Below are 19306 nucleotides of genomic sequence, written 5' to 3' on the forward strand. Positions count from 1 at the left end.
CGTTATGTCGCATGCGCAAATTTATATAGAGCAAAGAATGACACTGAAGCTAAAGTCAGCTATTAACTGTTTTTATTATTAAAAAAATGAGGGTGTAGTTCTGCACATGCAACACAACAAAGACTATGCTATCAGCTTATATGTATGTGTGGCACGCAGTGCGTCGTGTGAATGGCTGATTATTTCACTGTGTAAATACAGAAAATGAAGCATCCTGTCAGGGAAAGCGATTAAGCAAACGACCGAGTTTCACGAGTTTTTGCGCGAGTGGGAACGACCTCTTTTTCAGGCGTGGGAACGAGCGCGATGAAAACGACGTGAAACGAGGGTAGTGAGCGTCTAGCGTCCTGACAGGATGCTTCGTTTTCGTATTAAAAATTAAATTTCAGCCAACAACAAGACAAACAAGATTTTATATTATTTTCGGTGCATCCATTTCAGACGGACGCTCTTTTAATGCATATGCCAGGTTGATCGCATGATCAGAACAGCGTTCCAAATCGGTAACAAGATCAGAAAAAATAACTGCACTGAGTGGATTACATAAAGAATTCATAATACGTTCAATATGATTATTGATAAGATCCTTTTCATGATCATCCACATGCTGTTCCAGAATCTCAATCTGATCCAACTTATTGTAATCATCCTTTTCAAAAATGTCCAATGCCATATACACAGCATCCATTGCATCTTTGGACATATCTATCAATTCTTTTCTTGCTGCATCTGACATTTCTGCTTTCTTTGTGTTCATCTGTTCAATGTACTCTACAATATTTTCCGCATGATCAGATAAGCGTTCAATATCAGTAACCGCAATTGTCATCATAGACACGCGCCGCATATTTTCCGGTGACAGATCCAAAGATCTGAGATCTACCATAGCATCCGCGATCAGATGATTCAGGATGTTGACGCTTTCCTCATGAGAACGCACCGATGCTGCCTTTGCTGAATTATAATGGAAGAAACAGTCAAGGGCACGTTGCAGGTTGTCTGCAGCGATATGTCCCATACGCGTAATTTCACGTTGAGTCTGACGAAGAGCAACCGGAGCCGGTACTTTGGTCAGCTGTGTCATATAAACAAGGGAACGATCTTCCATCTGCTGATTTTCCTCCGGTAACACTGGCACGATCTTCTCAGCCAGCCAGATTAATTTTCCGGTAAACGGCAACTCGACCAATACCGCAATAATTGCAAAAATTGTATGTGTATTTGCCAGCTGTCGTCCGATATCATTCGGTGACAGACTCTGAATAGCCGTCAGGATAATTGGGAAGATATTGATCAATGCAATCAGGATTCCTGCACGAAATACGTTAAACAACAGATTCAGGATTGCTGCTCTCTTACCATTTCTGTTTGCAGTCAGACTTGCCAGCAGGTTCGGCGTAACAGAACCGATTGCTGCACCAATTACCAGATAAACCGCTACGTTATAGCTGAGCAGCCCCTGAATAGCAAAAGCCTGAAAAATAACCGTTGAAGAAGAAGAGCTCTGCAGTAATGCAGTAAATGCGATACCAAACAAAATAGCCAGTGCCGGATTATTCAATGTAGAAAGGAATGAAACAAATCCTTCACTCTGAGACAATGGCTGAATTGCAACTTTCATCATCGTAATACCCTGGAATAACATACCAAAGCCCATGATAACAGAACCAACGTGCTTTACAAAATTGTTTTTCATAAACAGGTACATGATGGCACCTGCAAAAAGCAGTAATGGTGTAAATGTACTGATATTAAACGCAGTGATCTGTGCGGTAATTGTCGTACCGATATTGGCACCCATGATAACACCGATCGCCTGTCCGAGATTCATCAGACCCGAATTTACAAATCCGATTACCATAACGTCTGTTGCGGAAGAACTCTGAACCAGTACCGTCATGCCAAGTCCAACAACAATGGCAATCAATTTGTTTTTAGTTGCATGCTCCAAAATGGTCTGGAGTTTATCACCACAGGCATTTTTCAAACCAGCCGACATAATTGTCATACCAAAAAGAAATAATCCAACGCCTCCTAATAATGAAAACGCTTCTACTATAGACATATATTTATCCTCCGTAAGATTCGTAAAGAAATTGTAAATATATTTTTACATACGAATCTATTTTAACAGTAAAATATCAATTTGTCTTTATAATAAACGGATTTTCACAAAAATAGGTAAAATATAAGAAAAATCATTGTAAATCACAAGTAAAATATACAAATAGTAACAAATTTATCACCCTATAACTGCCTGCTGCAAGAAGTAGTGGTATTTTCTTATATAGATTATGCATTCTTACAGTTGATTTTTTATCTTCTTTTCGGTATAATGCGTCTTGTGATTAATTATATCCGTTTTCGGGTATACCGGGTAACGCGCCACAGCGCGTTCACCTCTTAGCGGATATGGTGGAATTCATGACCATTGAACTGCTAATGTTCAATGGTAGACAGACGCGCCACAGCGCGTTCACTTCTTAGCGGATATGGCGGAATTGGCAGACGCGCCAGATTTAGGTTCTGGTGGGAGACCGTGCAGGTTCAAGTCCTGTTATCCGCACTGGTCATAATAGGTGGGAATCCTTGTAAATACTGTGGTTCCCGCTTTTTTTATTCTTTGAAAATTGTATGTAAATGTATGTAACTCTATGCCAGACATTTTTCAATCAAATTAGCTGTTTCCAGACTTGGTAAAATCTGTTTTAAATAATGCAATGTCATACTTAACTGGGTATGTCCGAGCAGTCGCTGAATTTCTGTCAAAGGCACTCCTCCTTGATATAACACAGATGCTACCGTAAAACGGATATTATGACTGGACTTACTTTCTATCCCAATTTCTTTACAATACTTTTCCAAATGTTCATTAAAAGTCTGAGTATATAACTGCTTTCCTTGATACATAAAAATATACTCTCCATCTGGATTTAACGCTTTCACTTTTTCCAAAATTTCTTGTGCTTTTGTCGGTAATGGAAGCCAGCGAAATCCCTGTTGAGAATTTCCTTTCACATGATCAACATTCTTATATTCCCCTTTCTGGAATGTACCATCATCCTGCAATTCTGTAGTCAAAACATACTGACTATCCACATATATTTGATTATTTCGATAATTTTCCCACTTAAGAGATTTCAACTCTCCTATCCGTAGTGTTACATAAAAATCAAATTGAATAGCAAGTGCATACATTTCATCTATACCGTACATTTTATGGTTTTCAAAATATTTCAATATCTCTTTTCGCTCATCTAGGTTAAATGCTTTATTTTCATTATTTTCTGGCTTCATAGGGAATTGGCGCATGTCAATTTCACGAATTGGATTAATTTTTACAATTTGAAGTTCATTAATCGCATATGCATACATACCATTTACTAAGGTCTTTAAATTATTAAACTTTTTAGATGTTATTGTTCGCTTACATGTCCATTTTCTAAACAAATCAATAAATTCTTTTGGTATAAGATTTTTTATTGGTTTCTTTGCTATTTCCTCATTTTCAAACCACTTTTTCCAATCCTGAGAATAAATTTGAAGTGTTTTTCCAGACACGGCAGTATAATCTCTTTTCCATCTTAACCACAACGGAAATATATCGCACATTGAATATTGTTCTGTACCAAATTCAAGATTATATAGCTTCTCATACAATTCATCTTCTGTTTTTCCAAAAATCTGTTTACGATTTATGTAAATATAATATTGCTTCCCATCCTTTCTCTTTTTAATTTTGTCCTTATATTTATCTTTTAGTTTCTGAATATTTTTCATCTTTTTTATAATATTCAGGGTCTCTGACTCATTTAGATTATCACAATTAAGGAGAGAGAGCAATTCATCTTGTCGACTCAAAATGCTTCTCCTCCTTTCAGTGTATCAGGATATCAGAGCATATACAATTTTTCATCTATAATTATGCATGTCATACAATAATTTCTCTGAAAAAATTTGTAAAGGTTGCTACGCACCGCACTTGCGGCAAGACCTTGACTAATTTTTTCCATGAAATAAAATAGCAGACAAGCACAATATAGATATTCTAAGAGTATATAAACTCCGCTTTCCACTTTAATAAATCATAATTTTAAGTCGCAAATTTTTTTAAAAAATACCATCTTCTATATTCCTATTTTCATACTCTTTACCATGTTTTTTTAACCAAACTTTGGCATCCCTTAACAAGCCTGCATCTGCTTCAATACATGGAACAAAATCCTCAACAAAATATTTCAACCAGTGTTCAATCAAAAAATGAATTCCATCCATTCCCCATATTTTGTATATTTTATAAAACACTGAAAACAATCCCGAATAATTTTGAATATAATCTACCGATTGTCGCAATGAATTATCCCGCAAATTTTGAATATGTAATGTATCTGTACTATTTTTAGCAATATCCATCAATTCTTCCGAAAACATTGTCAGTTTGTTTGACTCATTATCATAAAAACGATATTTGTCACTAATCACTTTAGCTATAAACTGATAAAATTCTTTTTCGCTATTTACTTTATTTAAAAGAATATCTGTAATCTGATGTGCATACTCTCCTCTCATTACATATTCAAATCTTACCCAGTTATCACACATTAAAGCCTGCTCATATGCATAACCTTTATTTTGTATTTGTTCTATCCGTTTGTCATAACATCGTAAAAATCCTTTTGTATTCTTAATCCGCGAGCCTAAATAAAATGTCTGATATTTTCCATCTGAATCATATGCCATTTTCTTTTTTGCCGAATCCCGTCCCTTGTAGGTCATTACCCTATATCTATTCGACAGTAAATTTTTATAAATCAGATCTGGTGATAGCAAAACTTTCTTTTCATACTCATACGGATAATTCTGATAATCAGCTACTAAATCAATTCTGGAAAAACGAGTATCATATAAATCGCTCTGAATCATCTGTAAAAAACTATACACATAAGTTTTTTCATTATATTTTTTTACATACATCATTTGATACGCTATCCATGCTTGTGCTGAAAATCGCACACAAATTCCCATATCAGGAGCATTACTATTCCAACAGATAGCTAAAAACCATGGTCTATTAACCAAAGTCAAACCAAGATTATAGCCTTGTATTAATCCTTTTTCTGCTATTTCCATTTGTTCAAATAAATTTTCTATTTGAGTTTTTGGAATTAAAATATCTAAAATTTCCTGTACAGTATATTCCCAAACCATAATGTCATCTCTTTGTTTTGGTTTTACAACCAATGTAAATTCGTCAATTCCAACTGTAAGTGATTTTTTCTTTTGCATCGTGGTTATACCTCTTTTTGTGGAGTGGGGGTTATTACATTCCCCCCACTCCTTGTGTAATTACTTTGCAGAATGTTTAACCGCTTCCAATATGTCAAATTGCAATGTTGGCATTGATACAACAACTGGATAATCAGTTGTCGCAATCGGCGGATATATTAGCAATCCCTGACCACACAGGAATTTTCTATTTGCCAATTCTGGAATCTCACCTAAAGCTGTCATATAAGTCTGTCGCTCTGCCTTTCCAAGGATAATTTTCCATGGGATATTTTCCTTATATTCGGTCGGTAAATTTCCACTATTGGTCTGCTGCTGTGCCAATATCATAAAACACCCAATCTGCCGTCCCTCTCTAATTGTATTTCCAACAACATCATCAACCATATCGCGTGTTTTTTTATCGTATCTGGCAAGTGAACTACGAAAAGCAGAATATTCGTCAATAATCATACAAATTGGTACAAGTCCAAAATCCTGATATGTACTATCTAATTTTTTTATAATTAACTCTCCAAAATCCCGTTTTCGTTGCTCCATTTCTTTAGAAAATTTTTGTAATAACAGTATGATTTCCTCTACTGTTGATGCTGTTTTCTCATGTGCTATTGCATGACCTAATGCATAAATTCCCGAGTACTTTGGATCAGCAAAATAAATATTCCATGTGGGAGATTTATTTACCATTTGAAGTATCAAACAATACAAACTATAAGACTTACCACATCCTGTTTGTCCTACCAGTAACAAGTGATGAATTTGTACGCTATACCGTGCATCCATAAATAACTCATATTTTTTCGTTTTTACTGCAAACTCTAAAAATTCTTCATATGACTGAAAACATAACTGCTCAATGAAATTTTTCTCAAACTCAAAAACATAATTATTCTGGTTATCACTCAAATAACATTGTGAAACAACAAAATCCTGTGGTAATGCTGAACTGATAGCCATATCATCAAGTTTTTCATTCAATCGTAAACAATTTCGAATTGTTATTTTTCCACCTGACAAATCATTGTTTAATTCCAACTTCATATCTGGCAAATCAACAATTTTTGCACTTTCCCCTGATTTACTAACATATATTCCGGCATGTAACAAACTACGTTCAATACTACTAATAATCTGGTTATGAAGATATGCATATCCAATACCTTTGTATAGTTGATGCTGTATTGACCATTGAAAAAATATCATCAATATAAGTGCACACACGCATATAATCAGAAAGACACCAAACTCTTGTAACTTAATATCATTTCCCCCAAAATACATCACCATAATGGCAATCACTGAGATTGCCATTATAATATTGTACATTTTCTCCTGCTTTTCTTTTTTTCTTGACTTCATAGATACACCTTTATTTATTTGCATAAGTAATATCAGCAAAACGCATAATCAATGTATAATTCACAAAATAACTAGCATCTGATAAAAATGCACCTAACGAAACATAATCCCCTTTTTTGAAATTGCTTGGATACTCTAATCCTATAACGGTAACTTCAAACGTCTCAAATACATTGTCTTCTTTTATTTCACCAGTCTCACGATCGACAATAATTTCTGAATTGTCTTCCAAAATCTGTAATGTAAACGTTACTCCTGCCTCTAAAATAACTTTTCCATCATTAGCAATTTTTCCTTTGTACTTTTTCTTTGAAACTACTCTATATTTATTTCCAGTATCCTTTAAAAACTGTTCTCCTAATACTACGGTTTTAGTATATCGATAATTATTTTTAATCATTGTTCATTACTCCTTTTCAACTGATTTGTACATTTCATATAACTGCTGATTAATAATTGCATCTGTTTTTGCAGCACACATTGCATCATCTACACACTTTACCAATACATCCGAAGCAAGTCTTACTCCTGTTAATGTTTCTGTCTGTAACAATGCTGTTGTTAAAATTCCTTCCAACTGTTTTTTACTAAGTAAATACATTTTGTCTCCTTTCTTTTAATCTTTCGAACCGCCATATTTTCACTCCCTTCCTATGCCCGCACCTATAATATGGTTTTTTGCTCCGCCCGAAGAATTCACCTTTTTTATATACTTTATGATAGTAATTGTATGTTTCTCATATACACTCATATACAATTTGTATTATTAGGATTAAAAAACGGAACATTGTTCCGTTTTTCCAACAACCATATACTTCATAATACTTATTAATTTACCGTAATAAAAAAACGGAACATTGTTCCGTTTTTACAATAACCATATATTTCATGGTACTTATTAATTTACTGCAATCAAAAAAACGGAACATTGTTCCGTTTTTCAACTCAATTTTGGATTAACATCTAGCATATTATCGTTAAACGCTTCCATATATTCTTCATTCGACAAAAATGTGTTATGTTGGATAACATATTTCTGTGGATTGCCCAATAAATCATCAATCATTTCCTTAACCATCTTTTCCTCTATTTGATCATATCTTATTCTCAAAAGAGGAATTCCATTTACTTCAGTGAAAATATTCTTAGCACTATCTCTATTGCCACTTAAAACAAAATCTTCGAACGTTTTAAAAAACAAATCAACAAATTTGAAATGTTGAATACCGTCATACTCTATAAAAGCCCAAATGTTAGCATCTTTTATAATTGAAAAATCAAATCTAAATCTTGCTAATCTTTTTCTTGAAATATTTATATTACTTTTCTTTAACTCATTATCATATCGTTTCATAAACAAATTATATTGTTCTTGAATGTTCAAAATCTCAAATAATTTGTTTATCTGTATATTATGTAAATATGATGATATTTTTCTGTCATTACAAAATTGATCTAATACTTTTGAAACCCGATACTCACCTAACGAATAATGTTTAGGAATAGTAAGTGCTTCTTCTACACTAAATCCTGCTCTCCTACGATATCGAAAAGTCTCATTTGCTATCCCATAGGCTTTACACATTTCTACTTCACTTTTATATGCAATTCCATTATGATCATATACCTCATAATGCATAAGAGCTTCTTCTATGCTCATCCCCTTGCCAATTCTATGCATAAATGTTGAATGTTCTATTTTATATGCTGCACACATATCGCGTTCACTTTTATATATATTTCCCAAATGATCAACACAACTATTTCCCAACATATTTCCTACTGGAATAGTTAATGAATCTTTTAATGACATTCCCATTTTTTGTCTATGCTTAAATGTAGTAATAGCGATACCATATTCCTGACACATTTGGGTCTCACTTCGATACTTTTTTCCTGTATGATCAACAACTTCTCTTTTTCTTAATGCGTCCTCCACACTTAATCCCCGATTCAGTCTGTCTCTTAGTACAGATGCAGGGATATGATAAGCCTTTGCCATTTCTGCATAACTCTCATATCTATTTCCCTTATGATCAAAACATTCTGTCCCTTTTTCTGTTGGAAGTGCAATTTTTTGTGTTAATGCATCCTTTAAGGACATTCCACTTTTAATTCGTGTACTAAAAGTGCTTTTATTAATATTGTAATATTTACACATTTTATTGATACTAGAAAAAGTATTTCCCATATGATCAATACATGTATTCTTCCTCAACGGCATTAACAGAGCATCTTCTACCGACATTCCTGATGAAATGCGAAATTTATATGTACTTGGATTTATAGAATACGCTTTACACATTTCAATAATACTTTCATATTCATTTTCCAAATGATCTTTTACCATGGACTTCTCCTCTCCATATATGTTTTTAATCGTGTTTTGAAGTACAATTAAATTTACTAATTTATGAAGTATCATTATAACTATTTTATTATTGTATCATACAAATGAAAACATTTACTAATTTATATTAAAATATGTATGTAATTTGTATGTAAGAATCATCAGAGACCCCGAAACTCCTTTCTTTTCAAGGTTTTCAGACAACAGAAAAAGTTCAAGTCCTGTTATCCGCATAAAATAAGGGTTTCCGAGGATTTTTCATAATCCCGGAAACCCTTATTTTTGACCCAATGCTGTCCTTATAGATATCTGATACACAGATTTATTTCTGCTTCCACCATACGATTTCACCGGCTTCTTCGGTCTTTCTCAGATCGATCAGGCGCTGATTCTCTGATCCGCGAAACTGCAGACTGATATTTTTTTTATCTTTCATAAATTCTCCGTCTACCAGAACATCCACACAGGATAAGACCGCATCTGTCACTTCACAGCGTGCTCTTCCGGTTCCAATTTCTTTCCCGGATAATTCTTCGTATACATAGCCACTGTAAGCCCATATTGTTTTTTGGGGGAATTCGCGGCGCACTCTTTGTAAAAGCGAAAGCAACACATACTGATGCTCTGGCTCAAAGGGTTCTCCGCCAAGTAAAGTCAATCCTGCCACATACCCCGGCCGCAACGCTTCCATCAATTCTTCTTCCACTTCTTTTGTAAACGGTTGTCCATATGTAAAATTCCATGTCTCCGGCTGAAAACATTCCTCGCAATGATGCGTACATCCAGATACAAACAATGTCACACGTACACCGGGACCATCTGCTATATCAGATTTTTTTATATTACAATAATACATATTCCACCTTCTTTCTCAGCAATGAATCCAGACTATTTCTTCTTAATGAAACTGATTTGTCTCTGGTTGATATTCATACTTAATCAGTGCCAGCTGGTCTGTGATTTCCTGTTCCGTCACACCATAAGCCTTTGCCAGCTCTTCTAATGACGGATATCGATCTCTCAGTTCTGTATTTACTACGCTTAAAAGCATTACCGGATCTTTAGGTAATATCATTTGTCATTCCTCCACGTGAAAATCATATTATTTTCTATTATAATACAATACAACCTTTTATGGCATTTTATTTTGCAAGTAACATTGCCATACCACTCATGATAAATATACCCATTGCCGCAATTATACCGCCACCGACCTGCTGCCACAGCCGTCCAAGATCGGACAACTCACCGTTTTTAAACTGCCACTTTTTCAGGAAAAAATAGCATTCTTCCGGATATATCGCACAGATAATTCCAAGTATATACAAAAACAGTCCAAGAATATTCATATACCATGTGGAAATTGTTTCCTTGTTATCATAGATAATCCTGCACAATGCGTAGCTGTAACGCTCCGCATCCATATCTTGACTAATATTCACACCATCTTCGGAAAATTCCATGTTTCCGTTCTGGAGTACCGGCACTCCATTATCATACAATTCTTTCTGATCTGTATCCCAGCTTCCTGATACAGTCTGATCCGGAAAATAAAATGTAATCTGTTCCTTTTCTATCTCATAGGAAATTTCCTGTTTTTTATCGTGAGAAACAACTGTAAATTCATGATCCGATGTCTGCTCTATATAATTAGATGCATCTTGTTCATACCTTGAGCTGCTTTTTTCATAGAAAAAATCATCTCCCACATATACCCCCGGACGCATCGTTGTATACCCCCCATATCCAAATGCAACTGCTGCAATCAATATAGCAATCACTACTTTTATTGCCTTTTTCCCCTTATTCATAAGCCCCCTCCTTTTAAGAAAGACCATTACGAAACTGTCAAAAACAGTAATTCTATAATGGTCTCTTTTTTCAATGCAATTAATTTTCAACGCATTTATTGAATAATTTTTTTGGTGGTACAAATCCCCGAAAAAAATTTTTGGGTTTTTTGGGTTTGTAGATTTTTTTGGGTTTAAATAATCCTACAGATGAAGCACTCTCTCTTTGATTTCCTGCGTTCTTCCCTGATTCCAGAACTGCGTGCCGATGTAACCGCAAGTACGGCGTGCCACATTCATCTTATCCTGATCATGATTTCCGCAATTTGGGCATTCCCAAATCAATTTGCCATCTTCCTCTACAATCTGAATTTCACCGGTATATCCGCATACCTGACAGAAATCACTTTTGGTATTCAGTTCTGCATACATGATGTTATCATAAATGTACTGCATTACGGAAAGTACTGCATCCAGGTTCTGCTGCATATTCGGTACTTCCACATAACTGATGGCTCCACCCGGAGACAGTTTCTGGAACTGAGCCTCAAATTTTAATTTTTCAAAAGCATCGATATTCTCTGTTACATGAACATGATAACTGTTTGTAATATAGTTTTTATCTGTCACACCCGGAATCAGTCCAAAACGTTTCTGCAAACATTTTGCAAATTTATAAGTTGTGGACTCCAGCGGGGTGCCATACAGACTAAAATCTACGTTGTGCTCTGCCTTCCACTCGCTGCAGGCATCATTCATATGCTGCATTACTTTCAGTGCAAACGGTGTCGCACTCGGATCTGTGTGGGATTTACCTGTCATATAGCGGACACATTCACACAATCCCGCATATCCGAGAGAGATCGTAGAATAACCATCATGAAGCAGTTTATCAATAGTCTCGCCTTTTTTCAGACGGGCAAGTGCGCCATGCTGCCACAGGATCGGAGCCACATCAGAAGGTGTTCCCTCCAGACGCTCATGACGGCACACCAGTGCACGGTGACAAAGTTCCAGTCTCTCATCAAAGATTTTCCAGAATTTGTCCATATCTCCCTGGGATGAACAAGCGACATCTACCAGATTGACCGTTACAACGCCCTGGTTGAAACGTCCGTAATATTTTGGCTCATTTGTCACCGGATCTACATAAGGAGTCAGGAAAGAACGGCATCCCATACATGGATAACAATGTCCTTCACCGTTTTTATCCACTTTATTCTCAAACATGATCTTCTCGGAAATATAATCCGGTACCATTCTCTTTGCGGTACATTCTGCTGCCAATCTGGTCAGATACCAGTATTTGCTATCCTCATGGATATTATCTTCCTCCAGTACATAGATCAGCTTCGGGAATGCAGGTGTGATATAGACACCTTTTTCATTTTTTATACCCTGGATACGCTGCTTTAATACTTCTTCGATCACCATAGCCAGATCATCTCTGGTACGACCTTCCGGTACTTCATTCAGATACATAAAAATTGTAATAAACGGGGCCTGACCATTGGTAGTCATCAATGTGATCACCTGATACTGAATCATCTGAACGCCCTGTTTTACTTCTTTCTGTACACGAAGTTCTGCTACTTTATTGATTGTTTCCTCATCTGCCTCAATACCGCTCTGCGCAAACTCGTAAGCAACTTCTTTCCGGTATTTTTCACGACTGACCTGTACAAACGGAACCAGATGGGACAGGGAAATACTCTGACCGCCATACTGGGAACTTGCGATCTGGGCAACCGCCTGGGTAGCCACATTACATGCAGTGGAAAAGCTGTGCGGTTTCTCGATCATTGTCTCGCTGATCACAGTTCCGTTCTCCAGCATATCATCCAGATTTACCAGGCAGCAGTTATGCATATGCTGTGCAAAATAGTCTGCATCATGGAAATGGATCAGCCCTTTCTCATGTGCCTCTACGATATCCGACGGAAGCAGGAATCGTTTTGTAATGTCCTTGCTGACCTCGCCTGCCATATAGTCACGCTGCACACTGTTAACTGCCGGATTTTTATTAGAATTTTCCTGTTTTACTTCCTCATTGTCAAACTCAAGCAGACTTAAAATCTGTTCATCTGTTGAATTGGATTTACGCACCAGTGCTCTTTTATACCGATAAGTGATATAATTACGCGCCACAGAAAAAGCTCTCTGATTCATGATCTGATTTTCTACCAGATCCTGGATTTCTTCCACACTCAGTGCTCGGTTCATGCCTTCGCAGATGGTACGCATGTTGGCTGCGATAACCGCAATCTGCTCTTTACTCATACGCTCTGTTTCTGCCACACTGTCATTTGCTCTGATAACTGCAGAAATAATCTTCTCCATATCAAACTGCGATTCTGACCCGCTTCGCTTAATAATCTTCATTCCACTCGCCCTTTCTTCTCTATCTCAAATCAATCACTGCCCGTAACACGTCTGCTTTTCCCTGCAGCAGCCATGTCAAATGCTGTCAGACAGTTCCACTTTTTACAATTGGTTCCGAGAACCGTTCTTGAACATTGTACAATATCTAGTATGGTTTTTCAATTGCAAATCCTATATATAGTTATTTTCCTACAATATCCACAATTTTCAATCTATGTCTTGACTTTTTCAGATTAGCAGGAACATAGCCTGAATCCAACACTTTTTCCGCTTAATTTTCAAAATATAAAAATATAAAAATAGCACTTTGCACAATTACCGGGGGATCTTCAGCCTGCATCAGCTATATCTTGCAACTGCATGATTATAACTACAAATTGTGCTCTTCATCCTCATATTTTACGCACAAAAAGAGAGGGCAAGAGTGCTGTCCGATCAGGTACTCTTCCCTCCCCTGATGTACGTTCTGTCTGACTCGTTATTATGCTTCCGCTGCCAGTTTTTCAATAGCTGCTTTGATACGCGCAATGGATTCTTCTTTTCCAAGAACTTCCATCAACTCCGTTGCGCCACCCGGTGTCATCTGTTTTCCGGAAAGTGCGGTACGGATCGGCCACATAACATAACCATTCTTATATCCATTTTCTTTTACATAACTGCTGAGCATTGCATACAGTGCGTCATTGCTGTAATCTTCCTGAGCCTCCATCAATGGAAGGACATCTTTCAAAACTGCCAGAGATGTCTCGGCAGTTGTTTTCATCTTTTTATGTGTATACATGGCGATATCATATTCCGGGACTGCTTCAAAGAAATCAATATGCTCTTTGATATCCGGGAAAATCTCGATACGTGTCTTCACCATCTGCGCAATCTTCTTGTAATCGCAGTCGCGGTGTATCACTTCTTTGATGTATGGCTCTGCCAACTCATAAAAAGCATCAAAATCCATCGCTTTGATATACTCGCCGTTCATCCATTTCAGTTTTACCATATCGAAAACAGCCGGAGATTTGCTGATGTGATGGTAATCAAAATTCTCTACCAGTTCTTCCAGAGAGAAAATCTCACGGTTATCTACCGGACTCCAGCCAAGTAAAGCGACAAAGTTTACCACTGCCTCAGATAAAAATCCCTGTTCGATCAGATCCTCGTAAGAAGAATGTCCGCTTCGTTTGCTCAGTTTCTGATGTTCCTCATTTGTGATCAGTGGACAGTGTATATATTTCGGTTCTTCCCATCCGAATGCATGATACAATCTGGTATATTTCGGTGCAGACGATAAATACTCATTACCACGGACAACATGCGTAATGTGCATCAGATGATCGTCTACTACATTTGCAAAGTTATAAGTCGGATATCCGTCGGATTTGATCAGGATCATATCATCCAACTCAGAGTTCGGCTGTGTGATATCTCCGTAAATCTCGTCATGGAAAGTTGTCTCGCCTTCATTCGGTACATTGGCACGGATAACATATGGTTTCCCGGCAGCCAGATTTGCCTCAATCTCTTCTTTGGAAAGATGCAGACAGTGTTTGTCATAGACACTGATTTCTTTTCCGTTGATATTCTGTTTTAAAGAATCCAGGCGTTCTTTATCACAGAAGCAGTAATATGCCTCGCCTTTTTCGATCAGCTGTTTTGCATATTCCATATACAACCCGCTCTTGCAGCGCTCGCTCTGAATATATGGACCATATCCGCCATCTTTGTCCGGTCCCTCATCATGGATCAGACCTGTTTTTTCCAGGGTACGGTAAATAATTCCAAGCGCTTCTTCCACAAAACGCTCCTGATCCGTATCTTCAATTCTAAGTATAAACTCTCCGCCCTCATGCTTTGCAATCAGATACGTGTACAAAGCAGTGCGCAGATTTCCAACATGCATACGGCCTGTCGGGCTCGGTGCAAATCTTGTTCTGACTTTAGCCATAACTCTACCTCTTTCTGTCTATTCTTTACGATCCAGCATCTGCTTTTTTTCTTCTGCGAGTGTGCATTATCTGCACAAAGCGCTTTTATCTGATGAAAAATTCGCTGCAATTTCCTGTCAGATAAAAAATTGCTGATTCGTTCATTTCTATTTCGTAAGCGTTCCTATTATAACCCAATCCGGACATTTCCACAAGGGCAAAAAGAAGGCTGTTGTATCAAACTTCAGCACAGTTTTGGTACAGCAGCCTCAAAGTGTAGAGTGCAGTGATTCTGAGAAGAATATGTCAGCTTTCGCTGACCAGATTCACGCACCAAGTCTCACGTGCGTTCGACTTGAATCTAACTTGTTTTCAGTTCTTTCCAAAGCTGACTGTAATATGCGGTGGTGTCCGCATCCAGTGCTTTGTATACCTCGCATTTTTCAAGTGTCGCTTCACTCGGGAAAATTAGCGGATCCTCTTTTGTCTCCTCATCCAGCTGATCATATACTGCCGTATTCGGTGTCGGATAATAAATTTCTTCGAAATTCTTCATAGCGATATCTTCCCTGCAGAGGAAATCCAAAAACTTCAGTGCTCCTTCATGGTTTTCTCCTTTTTTCATCATCATCCAAGAATCAAACCATACATTGGATCCCTCTTCCGGAACGACATATTCCAGGTCTTCATCATACTCATTGGCCAGATATGCCTCTCCGGAATAGCAAACTGCCAACGCTGCATTTCCGGCCACCATCTCTTCACGGACTTCGTCCACAAAGTATGCTTCCACATCTGGTTTCTGCTCAAGCAACATATTCTGTGCTACCTGCAGTTCCTTATGATTTGTGGTATTCAGTGAATATCCTTTGTATTTTAATGCACACATATAAGCATCCCGGATACTGTTCTGCATAATGATTTCCCTGGCATATTTGCCGTTAAACAGACTATCCCAGCTGGTAATCTCTTCATCTACCATATTTGTATTATACAGGATACCTACTGTTCCCCAAAAATACGGGATACTGTACTTGAGTTCCGGGTCATAGGATTTTGACATCTCCCAATACAGGTCTCCGATATTATCGATGTACTGCATCTGGCTGAAATCAATCTCTTCTGTCTCGCCTTCCTCGATCAACCGCTCCACCATATAATCAGAAGAACAGATCAGATCGTAAGGAATCGTACTTGCCTTATATTTGGAATACATTTCCTCCGGCGTCGTTGCTTCCTCATAAAGTACCTTGATACCAGTCTCTTTCTGAAACTGCTTTAATACTGACGTATCGATATATTCACCATAATTTAATACAACAATAGTATTTTTTCCGCCGGCTTCGGACATATCCACGGAGCTTTCCTCTTCTCCGGTGGCACCACAGCCAACTAAAATTCCGGTCATGGCAACACACAGCGCCATCGCCACCCGCCTTTTCCATTTTTTTATTTTCATGCTGTCACCTTCCCTTTACATTGCTGCCTTTTTCAGCTGTTTCTGACGAATCTCCGGCACAAAATTTGCCAGAAGCAGAACCACCAGCACCACAGCAAAGATCAGTGTCGATAACGCATACATTTCCGGTTTGATTCCACGCTTCAACTCACCGTAGATCATAGTAGATAATGTGTTGATTCCTGCACCTTTTGTGAAATAGGTGACTACAAAATCATCCATGGACATGGTCAGAGCCATAAAGAATCCACTGACAACAGACGGAAAGATCATTGGGAATACTACCCGGAAAAACGCCGTGACACTGTTTGCTCCAAGATCACGTGCCGCTTCATACACACTCATATCCATCTGCTGGAGTTTCGGCAGGATGCTCAGGATCACATATGGAATATTGAATGTTACATGTGCCAGCAGGATGCTGACATAACCCAGACTTGTAAATCTGGAAAACCAGAGCATCAGCGCAATACCGGTCACGATATCTGCATTCAACATCGGAATGTTTCCTATTCCAAGTGTCAGGGAATAACTCCGTTTTTTCATAGCATCAATGCCGATGGCGGCCAACAGGCCGATGCCTGTAGCTATGGCTGCTGAAGCGAAACCAATCGTCAGTGTGTTCTGTAATGCCGCGACTACATCACTGTTATGTAACAAAATCTGATACCATTTCAGTGTAAATCCGCCCCAGACAACCCGGGATCGGGATGCATTAAAGGAGAGAACCACCAGCACTGCAATCGGAATGTACAGAAACGCAATGATCAGTACCAAATAAAATTTCATAAAAAAACGCTTTACCATACGCTGCTCTCCTTTCCTCCGTCATTTTTCACCGTAAACATCATACTGATGAGTACAAAAATCATCAGTGCGATAGACAGACCGGAACCGAGATTCCAATTCATGCTGGTGGAAAATTCCTGTTCAATGATATTTCCAATCAACATGATCTTGCCACCTCCAAGAATATCCGGAATAGCGAACGTGGTCAGCGACGGAACAAACACCATGGTAATTCCACTGATAATGCCCGGCATGGTAAGTGGAATCATGATTTTGGTCAAAACTGCGGACAACGGTGCACCCAGATCGCGGGCTGCCTCGATGACATCCTCATTCAGTTCCATCACCGCATTGTATACCGGCAGAATCATAAACGGCAGATAATCATAAACCATACCAATAACAATCGCCACATTGGAATTCGCCAGATCCTGTCCCGGCAGACCCAATACCCCAAGGATTGCATTAATAATTCCGTTTCTGGACAACAACAACTGCCAGGCCATAATACGCAGTACAAAGTTTACCCACATCGGAAGAATCACGATAATAGCCATCAATCCTTTTTTTCCGATGTTCAATTTCCGCAGTATCACAGCCAGCGGATAGGCCAGCAAAAGACAGACCACTGTACACAGTAAAGCCAGCCACAGTGCAAGCAACAATGATTTCAGATGCACCGGTTCGAAAATTGCCAGAATGTTAGACAGGGTAAATCCACCGTTTCCATCTCCCAGAGCATAAAATACGATCATCAGGATCGGCAGCACTGTAAATCCGATGATCCAGACGATATACGGTGTTGCCAACAAACTTCTCTTATTCATTCTTTTTGATTACCTCCTGTGCAGCAGACACCGGTTTGTGCATAATCTGAATATTTTCCGGCTTCACATACAGACCAATCTCCGTCCCCGGATGATAAGCAATGGTGCTGTGCGCCAGCCACTCATAACCATTCGCCTGCACCTTCATTTCATAATGCACACCCTTAAACAGAATCGAAGTAACAACACCATCCATCATACCTTTCCCTTTTTCAAGGAATTCCATATCTTCCGGTCGGATGACTACATCGACGTTTTCATTCGGTGCAAATCCAGTATCTACACACGGGAACGGACATCCGAGGATTTCCACCAGACAATCCTTAGGCATCACACCATCAATGATATTACTCTCACCAATAAAATCAGCTACAAACGCATTTTGCGGTTCGTTGTAAATATCTACAGGTGTACCCACCTGTTGGATCAACCCCTGGTTCATAACAATGATCCGGTCAGACATGGTCAGTGCTTCTTCCTGATCGTGAGTTACAAAAATAAAAGTAATACCCAGTTCATTTTTTATCTTAATCAGCTCCTGCTGCATGTCTTGACGCAGCTTCAGATCCAATGCTCCCAACGGCTCATCCAAAAGTAGCACTTCCGGCTCATTTACAATCGCACGGGCAATAGCGATACGCTGCTGCTGTCCACCGGACAGAGACATCGGATGTCGATCTTCAAACCCTTCCAAATCCACAAGTTTCAATGCATATCTGATCTTATCCTGAATATATGATTTACTCTTTTTCTTCAATTTCAGTCCAAATGCAATATTTTCCCCGACACTCATATGGGAAAACAGCGAATATTTCTGAAATACAGTGTTGATATGACGCTTATCCGGAGACAGATTCGTAATATCCTTACCTTCAAAAATAACCTTTCCCTCATCCGGTGTCGCAAAACCACCAATGATACGCAATGTGGTAGTCTTGCCACAGCCGGAAGGACCCAGCAGGGTCACAAATTCATTTCTTCCTATGTCAATGCTCAGATCATCCAGAATCTTTTTCCCATCAAAAGATTTTGTCAGATGCTGTAAATTCAAGATTGCCTGTTCCATCCCTTTTTCTCCTCATATGTTTTTCAAATTTCTGCTCACACTATCCGGGGCCGGCGGATATTCGCACCCCACTCATCCT

16 protein-coding genes and 1 tRNA gene are annotated in these 19306 nt (G+C 38.3%); 1 reads left to right on the forward strand and 16 read right to left on the reverse strand.

The window, feature by feature from the left end; translation table 11 throughout:
- Positions 1 to 412: 412 nt before the first annotated feature.
- The gene (locus HMPREF0373_RS12085) at positions 413 to 2065 is read right to left on the reverse strand and encodes a Na/Pi cotransporter family protein (protein ID WP_021740017.1); all 1653 of its coding nucleotides are present in this window, start codon (positions 2063 to 2065) and stop codon (positions 413 to 415) included.
- A gap of 421 nt (positions 2066 to 2486) precedes the next feature.
- Between HMPREF0373_RS12085 and HMPREF0373_RS12090 the strand changes: the two genes are divergently transcribed.
- A tRNA-Leu gene (locus HMPREF0373_RS12090) sits at positions 2487 to 2566 on the forward strand.
- Between the two features lie 86 nt (positions 2567 to 2652).
- Here HMPREF0373_RS12090 and HMPREF0373_RS12095 read toward each other — a convergent pair.
- From HMPREF0373_RS12095 to HMPREF0373_RS12165, 15 genes are all read right to left on the reverse strand, one after another.
- Positions 2653 to 3861, reverse strand: a complete 1209-nt coding sequence (locus HMPREF0373_RS12095; RefSeq protein ID WP_021740018.1) for a tyrosine-type recombinase/integrase — start codon at positions 3859 to 3861, stop codon at positions 2653 to 2655.
- 249 nt (positions 3862 to 4110) lie between these two features.
- Positions 4111 to 5286, reverse strand: coding sequence for a replication initiation factor domain-containing protein (locus tag HMPREF0373_RS12100; protein WP_021740019.1), 1176 nt, complete (start codon positions 5284 to 5286; stop codon positions 4111 to 4113).
- Between the two features lie 60 nt (positions 5287 to 5346).
- Positions 5347 to 6645, reverse strand: a complete 1299-nt coding sequence (locus tag HMPREF0373_RS12105; RefSeq protein WP_167618694.1) for an FtsK/SpoIIIE domain-containing protein — start codon at positions 6643 to 6645, stop codon at positions 5347 to 5349.
- A gap of 10 nt (positions 6646 to 6655) precedes the next feature.
- Positions 6656 to 7045, reverse strand: coding sequence for a hypothetical protein (locus HMPREF0373_RS12110; RefSeq protein WP_021740021.1), 390 nt, complete (start codon positions 7043 to 7045; stop codon positions 6656 to 6658).
- Positions 7046 to 7051: 6 nt separating this feature from the next.
- Positions 7052 to 7246 (reverse strand): hypothetical protein, encoded by a 195-nt coding sequence (locus tag HMPREF0373_RS12115; protein ID WP_021740022.1) that lies wholly within the window; start codon positions 7244 to 7246, stop codon positions 7052 to 7054.
- Between the two features lie 339 nt (positions 7247 to 7585).
- Positions 7586 to 8995: a hypothetical protein gene (locus HMPREF0373_RS12120; protein WP_044964281.1), complete on the reverse strand. Its 1410-nt coding sequence runs from the start codon at positions 8993 to 8995 to the stop codon at positions 7586 to 7588.
- Positions 8996 to 9317: 322 nt separating this feature from the next.
- Complete coding sequence (gene nrdG, locus HMPREF0373_RS12125; RefSeq protein ID WP_021740024.1) at positions 9318 to 9851, reverse strand: anaerobic ribonucleoside-triphosphate reductase activating protein; 534 nt, start codon at positions 9849 to 9851, stop codon at positions 9318 to 9320.
- A 42-nt stretch (positions 9852 to 9893) separates the two neighbouring features.
- On the reverse strand, positions 9894 to 10070 hold the full coding sequence (locus HMPREF0373_RS12130) for a DUF4250 domain-containing protein (protein ID WP_021740025.1): 177 nt from the start codon (positions 10068 to 10070) through the stop codon (positions 9894 to 9896).
- A gap of 67 nt (positions 10071 to 10137) precedes the next feature.
- Positions 10138 to 10806, reverse strand: a complete 669-nt coding sequence (locus HMPREF0373_RS12135) for a hypothetical protein (RefSeq protein ID WP_022035679.1) — start codon at positions 10804 to 10806, stop codon at positions 10138 to 10140.
- A gap of 183 nt (positions 10807 to 10989) precedes the next feature.
- Positions 10990 to 13167 carry an anaerobic ribonucleoside-triphosphate reductase gene (nrdD, locus tag HMPREF0373_RS12140; protein ID WP_021740027.1) on the reverse strand — a complete coding sequence of 726 codons (2178 nt, stop codon included), beginning with the start codon at positions 13165 to 13167 and terminating at the stop codon, positions 10990 to 10992.
- A 481-nt stretch (positions 13168 to 13648) separates the two neighbouring features.
- A complete protein-coding gene (gene gltX, locus HMPREF0373_RS12145) occupies positions 13649 to 15106 on the reverse strand; it encodes a glutamate--tRNA ligase (protein ID WP_021740028.1) in 1458 nt (485 codons plus the stop codon).
- A 341-nt stretch (positions 15107 to 15447) separates the two neighbouring features.
- The gene (locus HMPREF0373_RS17170) at positions 15448 to 16545 is read right to left on the reverse strand and encodes an ABC transporter substrate-binding protein (protein WP_021740029.1); all 1098 of its coding nucleotides are present in this window, start codon (positions 16543 to 16545) and stop codon (positions 15448 to 15450) included.
- Positions 16546 to 16560: 15 nt separating this feature from the next.
- Positions 16561 to 17352 carry an ABC transporter permease gene (locus HMPREF0373_RS17175; protein WP_021740030.1) on the reverse strand — a complete coding sequence of 264 codons (792 nt, stop codon included), beginning with the start codon at positions 17350 to 17352 and terminating at the stop codon, positions 16561 to 16563.
- Positions 17346 to 18161 (reverse strand): ABC transporter permease, encoded by an 816-nt coding sequence (locus tag HMPREF0373_RS12160; protein ID WP_021740031.1) that lies wholly within the window; start codon positions 18159 to 18161, stop codon positions 17346 to 17348. Before HMPREF0373_RS12160 ends, HMPREF0373_RS17175 begins: the two co-directional genes overlap by 7 nt.
- Entirely contained in the window at positions 18154 to 19227 is a 1074-nt protein-coding gene (locus HMPREF0373_RS12165) for an ABC transporter ATP-binding protein (protein ID WP_021740032.1), read from the reverse strand. Before HMPREF0373_RS12165 ends, HMPREF0373_RS12160 begins: the two co-directional genes overlap by 8 nt.
- Positions 19228 to 19306 lie beyond the last annotated feature (79 nt).

The organism is Eubacterium ramulus ATCC 29099 (assembly GCF_000469345.1).
GTDB classification, from domain to species: Bacteria; Bacillota; Clostridia; order Lachnospirales; family Lachnospiraceae; genus Eubacterium_I; species Eubacterium_I ramulus.

Bases quoted from the DNA above. Each gene is read 5' to 3' on its own strand.
- HMPREF0373_RS12085 (WP_021740017.1), bottom strand. From the start codon at position 2,065: ATGTCTATAGTAGAAGCGTTTTCATTATTAGGAGGCGTTGGATTATTT.
- HMPREF0373_RS12100 (WP_021740019.1), bottom strand. From the start codon at position 5,286: ATGCAAAAGAAAAAATCACTTACAGTTGGAATTGACGAATTTACATTG.
- HMPREF0373_RS12105 (WP_167618694.1), bottom strand. From the start codon at position 6,645: ATGAAGTCAAGAAAAAAAGAAAAGCAGGAGAAAATGTACAATATTATA.
- HMPREF0373_RS12110 (WP_021740021.1), bottom strand. From the start codon at position 7,045: ATGATTAAAAATAATTATCGATATACTAAAACCGTAGTATTAGGAGAA.
- HMPREF0373_RS12115 (WP_021740022.1), bottom strand. From the start codon at position 7,246: ATGTATTTACTTAGTAAAAAACAGTTGGAAGGAATTTTAACAACAGCA.
- HMPREF0373_RS12120 (WP_044964281.1), bottom strand. From the start codon at position 8,995: ATGGTAAAAGATCATTTGGAAAATGAATATGAAAGTATTATTGAAATG.
- nrdG (WP_021740024.1), bottom strand. From the start codon at position 9,851: ATGTATTATTGTAATATAAAAAAATCTGATATAGCAGATGGTCCCGGT.
- HMPREF0373_RS12130 (WP_021740025.1), bottom strand. From the start codon at position 10,070: ATGATATTACCTAAAGATCCGGTAATGCTTTTAAGCGTAGTAAATACA.
- HMPREF0373_RS12135 (WP_022035679.1), bottom strand. From the start codon at position 10,806: ATGAATAAGGGGAAAAAGGCAATAAAAGTAGTGATTGCTATATTGATT.
- nrdD (WP_021740027.1), bottom strand. From the start codon at position 13,167: ATGAAGATTATTAAGCGAAGCGGGTCAGAATCGCAGTTTGATATGGAG.
- gltX (WP_021740028.1), bottom strand. From the start codon at position 15,106: ATGGCTAAAGTCAGAACAAGATTTGCACCGAGCCCGACAGGCCGTATG.
- HMPREF0373_RS17170 (WP_021740029.1), bottom strand. From the start codon at position 16,545: ATGAAAATAAAAAAATGGAAAAGGCGGGTGGCGATGGCGCTGTGTGTT.
- HMPREF0373_RS17175 (WP_021740030.1), bottom strand. From the start codon at position 17,352: ATGGTAAAGCGTTTTTTTATGAAATTTTATTTGGTACTGATCATTGCG.
- HMPREF0373_RS12160 (WP_021740031.1), bottom strand. From the start codon at position 18,161: ATGAATAAGAGAAGTTTGTTGGCAACACCGTATATCGTCTGGATCATC.
- HMPREF0373_RS12165 (WP_021740032.1), bottom strand. From the start codon at position 19,227: ATGGAACAGGCAATCTTGAATTTACAGCATCTGACAAAATCTTTTGAT.